The 11,811-nt window shown below is 75.0% G+C and carries 11 protein-coding genes and 1 pseudogene; 4 read left to right on the forward strand and 8 right to left on the reverse strand.

Translation table 11 applies throughout. The features are described 5' to 3' along the window. Window positions 1-16 precede the first annotated feature (16 nt). From MRQ36_RS29710 to MRQ36_RS29720, 3 genes and pseudogenes are all read left to right on the forward strand, one after another. Window positions 17-952, forward strand: coding sequence for a hypothetical protein (locus tag MRQ36_RS29710; protein ID WP_242800049.1), 936 nt, complete (start codon window positions 17-19; stop codon window positions 950-952). 196 nt (window positions 953-1,148) lie between these two features. Further along, window positions 1,149-2,415, forward strand: a pseudogene (locus tag MRQ36_RS29715) (MFS transporter). Window positions 2,416-2,526: 111 nt separating this feature from the next. Further along, complete coding sequence (locus tag MRQ36_RS29720; RefSeq protein ID WP_242801451.1) at window positions 2,527-4,392, forward strand: transketolase; 1,866 nt, start codon at window positions 2,527-2,529, stop codon at window positions 4,390-4,392. Between the two features lie 4 nt (window positions 4,393-4,396). On the opposite strand, the gene MRQ36_RS29725 is transcribed toward MRQ36_RS29720, so the two are convergent. From MRQ36_RS29725 to MRQ36_RS29750, 6 genes are all read right to left on the reverse strand, one after another. Next, the gene (locus MRQ36_RS29725; RefSeq protein WP_242800050.1) at window positions 4,397-4,819 is read right to left on the reverse strand and encodes a YchJ family protein; all 423 of its coding nucleotides are present in this window, start codon (window positions 4,817-4,819) and stop codon (window positions 4,397-4,399) included. A gap of 90 nt (window positions 4,820-4,909) precedes the next feature. Next, window positions 4,910-5,083 carry a hypothetical protein gene (locus MRQ36_RS29730; RefSeq protein WP_242800051.1) on the reverse strand — a complete coding sequence of 58 codons (174 nt, stop codon included), beginning with the start codon at window positions 5,081-5,083 and terminating at the stop codon, window positions 4,910-4,912. Between the two features lie 283 nt (window positions 5,084-5,366). After that, on the reverse strand, window positions 5,367-6,479 hold the full coding sequence (locus tag MRQ36_RS29735; protein WP_242800052.1) for a magnesium and cobalt transport protein CorA: 1,113 nt from the start codon (window positions 6,477-6,479) through the stop codon (window positions 5,367-5,369). Window positions 6,480-6,552: 73 nt separating this feature from the next. Next, window positions 6,553-7,146: a class F sortase gene (locus MRQ36_RS29740; RefSeq protein ID WP_242800053.1), complete on the reverse strand. Its 594-nt coding sequence runs from the start codon at window positions 7,144-7,146 to the stop codon at window positions 6,553-6,555. A 94-nt stretch (window positions 7,147-7,240) separates the two neighbouring features. Then, on the reverse strand, window positions 7,241-7,777 hold the full coding sequence (locus MRQ36_RS29745; protein ID WP_242800054.1) for a hypothetical protein: 537 nt from the start codon (window positions 7,775-7,777) through the stop codon (window positions 7,241-7,243). Between the two features lie 282 nt (window positions 7,778-8,059). Further along, window positions 8,060-9,148 (reverse strand): hypothetical protein, encoded by a 1,089-nt coding sequence (locus MRQ36_RS29750; protein ID WP_242800055.1) that lies wholly within the window; start codon window positions 9,146-9,148, stop codon window positions 8,060-8,062. A gap of 225 nt (window positions 9,149-9,373) precedes the next feature. Between MRQ36_RS29750 and MRQ36_RS34190 the strand changes: the two genes are divergently transcribed. Next, window positions 9,374-10,066 (forward strand): ankyrin repeat domain-containing protein, encoded by a 693-nt coding sequence (locus MRQ36_RS34190; RefSeq protein WP_242800056.1) that lies wholly within the window; start codon window positions 9,374-9,376, stop codon window positions 10,064-10,066. A gap of 9 nt (window positions 10,067-10,075) precedes the next feature. On the opposite strand, the gene MRQ36_RS29760 is transcribed toward MRQ36_RS34190, so the two are convergent. Both MRQ36_RS29760 and MRQ36_RS29765 read right to left on the reverse strand, forming a co-directional pair. Beyond that, on the reverse strand, window positions 10,076-10,585 hold the full coding sequence (locus MRQ36_RS29760) for a DinB family protein (RefSeq protein ID WP_242800057.1): 510 nt from the start codon (window positions 10,583-10,585) through the stop codon (window positions 10,076-10,078). 49 nt (window positions 10,586-10,634) lie between these two features. Further along, window positions 10,635-11,696 (reverse strand): Gfo/Idh/MocA family oxidoreductase, encoded by a 1,062-nt coding sequence (locus MRQ36_RS29765; protein ID WP_242800058.1) that lies wholly within the window; start codon window positions 11,694-11,696, stop codon window positions 10,635-10,637. Window positions 11,697-11,811 lie beyond the last annotated feature (115 nt).

An 11,811-nucleotide genomic window follows, 5' to 3' on the forward strand; every position in this document is an offset into this window, starting at 1 on the left:
GCGTGGAGGACCCTAGATGAAAGACAACTTCGGGGACGCGGTGGGCGACGCGTTCCGCTCGGTGATGCTCTTCCTGCCCAAGGCGGTTGCCTTCATCGCGATCCTGGTGGCCGGCTGGCTCATCGCCAAGGCCGTCCTGAAGATCGTCGACAAGGTCCTGGAACGGGTGCACTTCGACCGCGCGGTGGAGCGCGGCGGGATCAAGACCGCCCTGGCCCGCTCGAAGTACGACGCCAGCGACATCGTCGCCAAGCTGGCCTACTACGCGGTGCTGCTGGTGACGCTGCAGCTCGCCTTCGGCATCTGGGGACCCAACCCGATCTCCGACCTGATCGCCGGCGTCGTCGCCTGGCTGCCGCGCGCGTTCGTGGCGATCGTCATCGTGGTGGTGGCCGCCGCGATCGCCAAGGCGGTCAAGGACATCATCTCCAGCGCCCTCGGTGGCCTCTCCTACGGCCGGGTGCTGGCGAACATCGCCTCGGTCTTCATCCTGGGTCTGGGCATCATCGCCGCGCTGAACCAGATCGGCGTGGCCACCGCGGTGACCACCCCGGTGCTGATCGCGGTGCTCGCCACGGTCGGCGGCATCCTCGTGGTCGGTGTCGGTGGCGGCCTGGTCCGCCCGATGCAGAGCCGCTGGGAGAACTGGCTCACCCGCGCCGAGCAGGAGTCGCAGACCATCGCCACCCACGCCCGCGCCTACCAGGCCGGCCGGCGGGACGTCGAGGCGCGGCTCGCCCCGCCGGTGAGCCCGTACGCGGAGGCCGAGCTGACCCAGCCCGTCACCGGGGACACCGACGCGGACCGCACCCAGGTGGTCCCGCCGTACACCCCGGTCGACCCGGACCGCACCCAGCCGACCGCGCCCCGGCAGACCACCGCCGAGCAGGCGGTGGACAACGAGTCCACGATGGTCATCCCGCAGGCGGACGCGGAGCGGTTCCGCCGCTGACCGTCCGCACGCGCACACCGGGGCGGGACCCAGCACGGGTCCCGCCCGGCGCGCGTTCCGGGACCACACCGCAGGCCGTGCGGCGCTAGCATCGGCCCATGACCTGGCGATGTTGATCCTGCCCTGAGAGCCGCTGCCGCGGGCCGCCGCGGGCGCCGTACGTCCGGTGTCCGTTCCGTCCCCGTGGGAAGGCCTCATGACCGTCACCTCCGCACGCCCCTCCGGCGTCCGCCGCCTGGCCGTCACCCTGTACGGCTACGCGTTCCTCAGCGACTTCGTCCTGCTCTACCCGTTCTACGTGCTGCTGTTCACCGACACCGGCCTCTCCGTCGGGCAGGTCTCCTCGCTCTTCGTGATCTGGTCGGTGACCGGCCTGGTCCTGGAGGTGCCCTCCGGGGCGTGGGCCGACGCGGTGTCCCGGCGACTGCTGCTCGTGCTGGCGCCGCTGCTGCCCGCCGCCGCCTTCGCGCTCTGGCTGCTCGTGCCCTCCTACCCGGCCTTCGCCGTCGGCTTCGTGCTCTGGGGTGCCGGCGGGGCGCTGCGCTCCGGAGCTCTCGAGGCGCTGGTCTTCACCGCGCTCGACCGGCTCGGCGCCACCGGCCGGTACGCCCGGCTGACCGGTCGGGCCCGTACCGCCGAGGTGCTCGCCGCGGCGGCCTCCGGCGCCCTGGCCGGTCCGGTCTTCGCCGCCGGCGGCTACCCGGCCGTCGGCTTCGCCAACGTCGTGACCTGCCTGCTCGCGGGCGGCCCTCGCCGCCCGGTTCCCCGACCCCGGGCCACCGGAGCGTGCGCTGTCCGGGCCGGCTGACGACCGGTCGAGCCCGGCGGACGGCGACGACGAGGCGGGGTGGCTGGCCAGCCTCCGCGCCGGCCTCGCCGAGGCGCGCACCGACCGGGTGGTACGGGCGGCACTGCTGCTGGTCCCGGCGGTGACCGCGATCTCGGGCGCGCTCGACGAGTACACCGCGCTGCTGGCCCGGGACACCGGCGTGACCGAGGCGACCGTGCCGCTGCTGCTCCTGCTGCTCTGGGCCGGGATGACCGTCGGCGGGCTCCTCGCCCCGGTGGGGGAGCGGCTCACCGACCGCGGGTACGCCGCCCTGCTGGCCGGCGCCGCGGCGGCCCTCGCGGCGGGCGCGCTGGTCGGCCGCCCGGTGGGGTTCCTGCTGCTCGCGGTCGCCTTCGCCGCGTTCCAGCTCGCCACCGTGCTGGCCGACGTCCGGTTGCAGGCGAGGATCACCGGCGCGAGCCGCGCGACGGTCACCTCGGCGGCCGGCATGCTGACCGATCTGACCATCGTCGGCGTGTACGGCGGCTACGCCGTCGTCGCCGGTGCGGCCGGCAACCGGGTGGCGTTCGCGGTGGCCGCCCTGCCCTACCTGGCGGTGGCGGGTTGGCTGCTCCGCTCCCGGCCGGAGCGGGCTCGGCGGCGATCGTCCGACAAATCGGTGGTAACCGGATGAGAACGTGCTTTTCTGGCTACGGTGGAGGCGGAAACGGCCTCACCGGAGGCCGGACGGCCGGGGCGTGCGGCCGGGCCGACACGCCGTTCGCGGGAGGCGACGCCGGTGACCATGGAAGCAGAGCGCACCCTGCGCCAGGAGGACCTCACCGAACTGGCGGAACTCGCCGCCCAGCTCCGGGTGGACGCGATCCGCTGCAGCACCAGGGCCGGTTCCGGGCACCCGACCTCCAGCCTCTCCGCCGCCGATCTGCTCGCGGTGCTGATCTCGCGGCACCTGCGCTACACCTGGTCGGCTCCGCGCGACCGCGCCAACGACCACCTGATCTTCTCCAAGGGCCACGCGTCGCCCCTGCTGTACGCCGTCTTCAAGGCCGTCGGGGCGATCAGCGACCAGGAACTTGTCGACACCTACCGCCAGTACGGGTCGCGCCTGCAGGGCCACCCGACGCCGGTGCTGCCCTGGGTCGACGTCGCCACCGGCTCGCTCGGGCAGGGGCTGCCCGTGGGCGTCGGGATCGCCCTCGCCGGCCGCTACCTCGACCGGCTGCCGTACCACGTCTGGGTGCTGTGCGGCGACAGCGAGATGGCCGAGGGGTCCATCTGGGAGGCGCTGGACAAGGCCGGCCACTACGGCCTGCACAACCTCACCGCGATCGTCGACGTCAACCGGTTCGGGCAGCGCGGCCCGACCGAACTGGAGTGGGACCTGGACACCTACCGGCGACGCGTCGAGGCGTTCGGCTGCCGGGCGCTGGTCGTCGACGGGCACGACCTGGCCGCCGTGGACGAGGCGTTGGGGCGGGCCCGGCAGGCCACCGGCCCGACCGTGGTCCTCGCCCGGACGGTCAAGGGCAAGGGGGTGCCCGAGGTCGAGAACAAGCCCGGCTGGCACGGCAAGCCACTGAAGCCGGAGCTGGCCGACCGCGCCGTCGCGGCCCTCGGCGGGGTCCGCCGGATCCGCGTCACGGGCCCCCGGCCGGAACCCGCCCCGCCCGCCGCCGCCCCCGCCGGCCCGCCACCCACCCTGCCGAGGTACGACAAGGGGGCGAAGGTGCCCACCCGCGACGCGTACGGCGACGCGCTGCGCGCGGTGGGCTCCCGCCCGGACGTGATCGCCCTGGACGGCGAGGTCAGCGACTCCACCCGCGCCGACCGGTTCGGCGAGGCGTACCCGGACCGGTTCTTCGAACTGTTCATCTCCGAACAGCAGCTGGTCGCCGCCGCCGTCGGCCTGCAGGTACGCGGCTACCGTCCCTTCGCCGCGACCTTCGCGGCGTTCCTGTCCCGCGCCTACGACTTCGTCCGGATGGCCGCCGTCTCCCGGGCCGACATCGCCCTGGCCGGCTCCCACGCCGGAGTGGAGATCGGCGCGGACGGTCCCTCCCAGATGGGGTTGGAGGACCTGGCGGCGCTGCGCGCGGTGCCGGGGTCGACGGTGGTGTACCCCAGCGACGCCGTGTCGTGCGCCGCCCTCGTCGCGCAGCTGGTCGACCGCCCGGGCGTCACCTACCTGCGCACCACCCGGGGCGGCTACCCCGTGCTCTACGACAACGACGACAGCTTCCCGATCGGCGGCAGCAAGGTGCTCCGCGAGGGCGGCGACATCGCCCTGATCGGCGCCGGGGTGACGGTGCACAACTGCCTCGCCGCCGCCGACGAGTTGGCCCGGGAGGGGATCGACGCCCGGGTCGTCGACCTGTACTCGGTCAAGCCGCTGGACGCCGACGGGCTGGCCGCCGCCGTCCGGGCCTGCGGCGGCCGGCTGCTGGTGGTCGAGGACCACTATCCGGAGGGTGGCCTGGGGTCGGCCGTCCTGGAGTGCCTGGCCGACCTCGCCGAGCCGGTGCGGGTCACCCATCTGGCGGTACGCGGGCTGCCCACGTCCGGCACCCCGACCCAGCTGATGGCACAGGCCGGGATCGGGGTGGGCGACATCGTCGCGGCGGCCCGCGCGGCGCCGGCGCCGAGCCGCTGACGGGTCACCCGTCCGGTAGGGCGTCCAGGTAGACCCAGTGGCCGTCCTCGCGGACGAACCGGCTGTGCTCGTCGAGCGTGCCGGCCCGGCCGGCCTCCCGGTAGTGCGCCCGGAACCGCACCGTACCGGCCGCGTCGAACAGGCCGCCCCGGTCGGTGCCGAGGATCTCCAGCCGGGTCCAGCGCTGGTCCGCGTCCAGCCGCAGCCGGTCCGGCCGGGTCGAGGAGTGCCAGCTGCGCCGCAGGTAGTCGGCGTCACCGACGGCGAAGGCGGCGAACCGGGAGCGCATCAACGCCTCGGCCGTCGCCGCCGTCGACTCACCCCGGTGCAGCGGCCCGCAACAGTCGGCGTACGGCATCCCGGAGCCGCACGGGCACGCCCCGGCCGGTCGTTCCGCCGCGCTCCGCGCGGCCCCACGCTTCGCCACGTCCGTCATCCTGCCGCAGCCGCGCCGGCGCGCTGCCGTCCGGGTGGGCCGACATCAGGCGTACGTCAGCGCTGCCCGGACCGGGTGCGCTCAGCGGGAGGGCGTTCCCGCGAGGTCGGCCGCGTCGAGGTCCAGCGTGGCGAGCAGGCCCGAGTGCTGGCCGGCCTCGATCTCGTCGGGCAGTTCCCGGCGGATCCAGTCGGCGCGGGCGTCCTGGCCGCGCGCCCGCAGCGCGTCGACGATCCGGTTCCTGGCGATCTTCATGGGTCGCTCCCTGTGAGGTTGGTGCGGCAGGTCACCGGCCGCCGAACGGCGACGGGCGTGGGTGCGGGAGTCACGGCGGGCGTCGGGTGCCGACCGGCACGTGGCCAGGTCGGCTGACGTGTCCGGCGGCCACCGGCCTCTCCTTCCTGGGCCGGGGCAGCCGACGCGCCACCGGCGGTGACGGACCGCCCCGCGCACTGGTACCCCGGCCCGGCCGGGCTCACTCCCGCCCGACCGGACCGGCCGGTGGGCCCTTCGCCGCCCGGGGTGCCGGCAGCGCCGTTCAGAGCCAGCCGGAGCGGCGGAACAGCCGGTGCAGGGTCAACCCGGCCACGGCCATCAGCAGCAGGGCCCCCGCGTAGCCGTACCGCCAGCCCAGCTCGGGCATGTACGTGAAGTTCATCCCGTAGACACCCGCCACGGCGGTCTGGGTGGCGGCGATGGCCGCCCACGAGGCGATCTTGCGCATGTCGTTGTTCTGGTCCACGGCGAGCTGCGCGAGCCGGGACTGCAGGATCGAGTTGAGCAGCTCGTCGTACGAGGCGATCCGGTCGCACGCGCGGGTCAGCCGCCCCTCCACGTCGACGAACCGGCGCTGCAGCGCGGGCGGCGGCCCACCGGCGCGCTGCTCGATGAGCGCGCGCAACGGGGTCTGGAACGGCCACACCGCCCGCTTGAACTCCACCACCTCCCGCTTGAGCTGATAGATGTGCTGGATGTCGGCGCTGCGGTCGCGGGCGAAGACGGTCTCCTCGATCCGCTCCAGGTCCTTCTCCAGGTGCCCGGCCACCTCGAGATAGAGCTCCACCATCCGGGCGCAGACCGCGTACGCGACCGCCCACGGTCCCTCGGCGAGGATGCCGGGCTGGTTCTCGATCTCCTGCCGGACGGGGGCGAGCGCGCCGGACGCGCCGTGCCGGACGGTGACCACGAACCGGTCCCCGAGGAAGACCATCACGTCACCGGTGTCGATCACCTCGGAGGTGTCGGTCAGCTCGGCGTGCTCGACATAGCCGGCGGTGCGCAGCACCAGCAGGGTCACCTCCCCGTGCTGCTGGACGGTGGGCCGGTGACCGTCGGCCAGGGCCCGCTCGACGCTCAACTCGTCCAGGCCGAAGGTCCGGCCGACCGCCGCCATCACCGCCGGCCCGGGATCGTGCAGCCCCAGCCAGACGAAGGCCCGCCGGTGCCGGCGGCCGGCGGCGACCGCGTCGGCGTAGTGCGGCCGTCCCGGTTCCCGCCGACCGTTGACGTAGACCGCGCAGTCCACCACCGCGTCCGGGTTGGACCGTCGGCCGGCGCGCGGCGGTGCCTGCTCGGCGCTCCGGCCGAGCAACCGCCCGAGCAGGGCCGGGAGCCGCCGGCCCTGCCGGATCCGTACCGCCGACTGCACCATCGCGCACCTCCGCCCGCCGGGACCGACGGGGGTACGGTACGGCGCGTGGGCAAGCGGCCCGGGCCCGCCCCGCTCAGCGCGCCGCGGTGGCGAAGACGACGATGTTGTCGGGGTAGTTGCCGGTCCGCGTGTCGAACCGGCCGCCGCAGGTGATCAGGCGCAGCCGGGCCTCGGTGCCGCCGCCGTACACCCGCTCGGTGGGGAAGCGGTCCTTCGGGTACGCCCCGACGCCGGTCACCGTGAAGGCGGCCACCCGGCCGTCGGCCCGGGTGACCCGGATCGGGTCGCCGGGCCGGAGCCGGCCCAGGTCGAAGAAGACCGCCGGTCCGTCCTGGGTGTCCACGTGCCCGACCAGCACCGCGTTCCCGGCCTCCCCGGGCGTCGGGCCGCGCCGGTACCAGCCGGCCAGTTCCGGCCGGTCCAGGGGCGGCACCTCCAGTACGCCGTCGCGGTCGGCCACCGGCACGATGTGGGCGCGTACCCCGATGGTGGGGATGGCGACCTGGACCGGCTCGGAGCGGGACAGGACGGGCCCGGATGAGCCGGGCGGCTCGCCGGTCGGCGCGGCCGACGCGCCGAGCTGCGGCGGCCGAACAGGAGGTGCTGCCGAGGCCGACGGCGACCAGCCCGGTCCGGCGAGCCCAGAGGGTGACCACGCGGCGACCACCGCGGCGGTGCGGACCCGCGCCGGCGGGCCTCGGGGCAGTTGCGTGGGGTCAGCGTGCCACCTCCGTCCGACGGGACAGGGGCGCCCGCACCGGTCAGGCCGGGACGAGCACCCCCGCTGCTGGGGATGGTGGGTCGGCGCAGCCTCCAGGCCTCGCTGATGCCGCGCCGACGGCGGCGACCAGCACCGCTCCGCCGGTGAGCGCCACGGCGGCCAGCGCGCCGCCCGCGACGAGCACGCCGGTGTCCCCGTGCCGGCCGCCGGCGCCGGCCTGGGCGCCGCCGATGGGCGTGACGGTGAACTGCGCCGTGCCGCCGTTGCTGCCGTCGCCGCAGGTGGTGGTGACCGTGTAGGTGCCGAGGGTGAAGCCGGCGGTGAAGAGTTCGGCGCTCAGGCCGCCGCCCGCCGCGGCGGTGGTGGAGCGGACGTTCTGGTCGCGGTCGGGTCCGGTGACGCGGAAGAGCGCGTCACCCGACTTGGGGTTACACGTCGTCGTGGTCAGCACGACGGTGCCCCCGACCGGGGTGGTGGCTGGTGAGACGGTGGTGTCGGCGAACGCCGCGAGCGGGAGCAGGAGTGTGCCGAGGCCCACGCCGACCGCCGCCGAGCCGAGAACTTTCTGTGCCTTCATGCGCGTCTTCCCTCACTTTTCGTCCGCTGACTGCGTGGGACGTCGTTCGGGTGGCCAACTCCGTGACTAGCACCGGTGTGGCCAACACTAGGAGGGTTGGGGCCGCGATCCGATGAAAATGAGAAATCCTCGTTGCCGTCACGTGTTCTCCCTCGCGCCCGGGGAGCTGCGGAAATGCCCGCCCAGGAGGACCCGTGACGCCCCGCGCCGGACGCCGTTTCGTCCGGTTCCGGACGTCGACGTACGCCCCAGGGCGTCCGGGCCGGTACGGGCCGGTCCGGGTCATCCCGTGCCGAGGCGCGGGCCCGCCGGCGCGGGCGCGCGGCGTAGCCGGTAGGCCAGCACCGCGGCGGCCAGCAGCGGCCCCCAGACCGGGAACGGGAAGAAGAACAGCGCCACGGCCACGCCGCGCACGCCGTCGCCGAAGCCCTCCGTCTCCAGGGTGTGCAGCAGCACCCCCGGCGCGGCCACGCACGCGGCCGCGGCGACGAGTCCACCCGGGACGACGGCCAGCGCGGACGGCACCGCCCGCCCGCCGAACACCGGGACCCACCGGGGGACCACCTCACCCCACCTGCTGACCAGCCCGAGGGTCAGCACCGCGCCGGTCAGCGCGGCGCAGCCCAGCGCGGCACCCTGGATCCGTACCGCCGGGTCGTCGACGGGCAGGCCGATCGCCCACGGTGTGAGCCAACTCAGCCGCACCGTGGCGTACGGCAGCGGGCAGAGCGCGGCACCGACGGTGGCCACCCGGCCCCAGCGCCGGGCCCGCTCCGGTGCCGCCCACCCCGGCCGCCGGTCGGGGGAGTCCCGCCGCCACAGCCGGTACGTCACCCAGCCCCACCCGGTGGCGACGACCGCCATGGACAGTCCCCAGGCCAGCCGGGTGCCGTAGTCGGCGAAGGCGCCCAGCACGTTGCCGGCGAAGCGGCTCAGCGTCGCCGGGTCGAGCAGCCCGACGGCGACCCCGACGCCGACCACCGGTACGAGCGCGGCGGCGGTGACCCAGCCGGCCCGCCGTCCCCGCGCGCAGGCCACCACGAGGGCGGTCAGCAGGGCCACCGGCCCGCCCAGCGCGAGGGCGTAGCCGAGCAGGCTGATCAGCGACGTGTCCGCCATGACCAGGGCGAAGAACGCGGCGAGCAGCCCGGCGGCGGCGATCCGGGCCCGGTCGGCGCTCCGCCCGCCGGTGCCGGCCACGGCCAGTCCGACCAGGGCCGCGCCGACCAGCAGCGCACCGGCCACGGTGGACGGTATGTCGTGGGTGACGGACATGGTGACCCGGTCACCCGGGCCGAACGGATAGGTGGACGGGCGGATCAGCCACGCGCTGCCGATGCCGGCGCCGACCAGCGAGAGAAGGACTGCCACGAGGGTCGGACGGTCGACGCCGCCGCGCCCGGCAAATGAGGTGCGGAACATGCCACCGACGCTAGATATCCGCCTGCCCCACGCCCTCCCTCCCGGGCGGGAGCCACGTCCCCGTCCAGCGGGGCCGCACAGATCTAGCCTCCTAGGATGCCTTAGCCGGTGTGACCGGGTCGACCGACCGACACAACAGGCATGACAGCGGGGGAGCGGAAAGGAGACGATGTCGTGGTGCGACACGACGAACCTCTCGCCGTCGAGTTCGCCGCCGCGATCATCGGCGGCGACGTCGAACGGTTGACCACTCTGCTGCGTACCGAGCCCTGGCTGGCCACCGAGCCGCTGACCGATCTCGCCGGCGCCCGGCGCTCACCGCTGCACCTGGTGGCCGACTCGCCCGGGCACCGGCCACGAGCCGCCGAGACGGTCCGCGCCCTCGTGGCCGCGGGCGCGGACGTCGACGCTCCCGCCATCGGCATGTCGCACTCCGAGCGACCGCTGCACTGGGCCGCCAGTAATGACGACGTGACCCTGGCCGACGCGCTGCTCGACGCCGGGGCCGACATCGAGGCCGCCGGCTCGTCCATCGACGGTGGCCCGCCGCTGTCCAGCGCCGTCGGCTACGGGCAGTGGAGCGTGGCGCGCCGGCTGGTCGACCGGGGCGCCCGGACCGAGCTGTGGCACGCCGCCGCGCTGGGCCTGCTGCCGGTCGTCGACCGCCTCGCCGTCGGGACGACCGACCTGGACGCTCCGCTGTGGAACGCCTGCCGGGCCGGCCACCTCGACGCCGCGAAGCTGTTGGTCGCCCGCGGGGCCTCGCCGCGCTGGCCGGCGCCCTGGTCGGGGGAGACCGCCGTCGACGTGGCCCGGAGCAGCGGAAACGACGAACTGGTCAGCTGGTTGGTGGCGTTCCCGAGCTGACGGCGACGGTCACTCCCCGGTACGGCCGTCGATCAACTCCCGGACCACGTCCAGGTGGCCGGCGTGGCGGGCGTACTCCTGCAGCACGTGGAAGCAGATCGCGGCCAGGGTGGGCCGGGTCGCCGCATCGGTGAACCGGCCGCCCAGCGCGGCGGGCGTGTCCAGCGGGGTGGACCCCACGATGGCGCGGGTCCGCCGGCCGCCCGCGTGCAGCGAGGCGATCAGGTCGGCCACGGTCTCACCCGGCTCGACGTGCCAGCGATCGTCCCGGTGGTCGCCCCACGGGTCCGGCACCTGCTCGCCGAGGAAGCCCCAGACCAGCCAGCGCCGCTCCATGAAGGTGAGGTGCTTGACCAGCTCGACCGGCGTCCAACCGGACGGCACCCGGACCGTGCGGGCCTGCGCCTCGGTCAGCCCGGCGAGCCGGTCGGCGACCGTCTCCCGGTAGAAGTCGAGGTAGGTGAGGAAGAGGGTGGGCACGTCCGCGGACGGACCGGGTTCGGGGAAGACGACGGTCATGGACCGCAGTATGCCGAGCCGCACCGACACCGTCCGGTGGGCACCGAGGTCACGCCTCGACGGTCAGCACCTCGCCACGGGCCGCCGAGCGGTGGGCCAGTTCGATGAGCGCCACCGTGTCGACCGCGTCGCGCGGGTCCACCGGCATCGGCCTGCCGTCCCGCAGGGCCGCCGCGACGTGGGCGTAGAAGTCCTGGTAGCGGCCGGGTTCGGTGGGCACCGGGCGCAGCTCGCCGTCGACGCCGAGCTGTCCGTACCGGTCGGCGGGCACCTCGCCCCAGCCCGGGGTGTCGGGCCGGCCACCGTCGCGCAGCGCCGCCTCCTGCGGGTCCAGGCCGTAGCTGGTCCAGCCGGCCCGGTCGCCGAGGATCCGCATCCGTGGCCCGAGCTGCGGCGCGACCGCGCTCATCCACAGGTGCGAGTGGACGCCCCCGGTGTGGGTCAGCGCCACGAAGGCGTCGTCGTCGACCTGCGCACCGGCCCGCCGTCGGTCCACCTCGGCGTACACCCGGGCCACCGGGCCGAAGAGCTGCACCGCCTGGTCGACCAGGTGGGCGCCGAGGTCGTAGAGCACGCCACCGGCGTCGTCGGTGGTGCCGCTCTCCCGCCAGCCCGGCTTGATCGCCGGCCGCCACCGCTCGAACCGGGACTCGAAGCGCCGCACCCGACCCAGCTCACCGGCCTCGACGAGCCGGCGGGCGGTCAGGAAGTCGCCGTCCCAGCGGCGGTTCTGGAACACCGTCAGCGGCACGCCGAGCCGGTCGGCCTCGGCGAGCAGCGCGCGGCCGTGGGCGGCGGTGGCGGCGGGCGGCTTGTCCACCACCACCGGCAGGCCGGCCGCGAGGGCCGCGCGGGCGGCCGGCACGTGCTGCCGGTTCGGGGTGGCCACCACCACCAGATCGAGGGTGTCCGCCGCGTGCCAGAGTTGGTCGGCGTCGTCGACGAGCCGGGCGTCGGGGTGCTCGCGCCGGGCCTGCTCACGCCGTTCGGGGTGGCGCGTGACGACGGCGTCCAGCCGCAGCCCCGGCGTGGCGGCGATCAGCGGGGCGTGGAACACCCGCCCGGCGACGCCGTACCCCAGCAGACCGACCCGCAGTGCCGCCTCCGCCATGCCGCCCCCTTGATCATGTCCGGTCTCCGGGTCGAATCTACGCCCTGCCCCGGGCAGTTCCGGCGGGCCGGGACGTCCCGGCGGACGACGGTGGACCGCGATGTGACAGCGTGAC

This window comes from Micromonospora sp. R77 (genome assembly GCF_022747945.1).
GTDB lineage: Bacteria > Actinomycetota > Actinomycetes > Mycobacteriales > Micromonosporaceae > Micromonospora.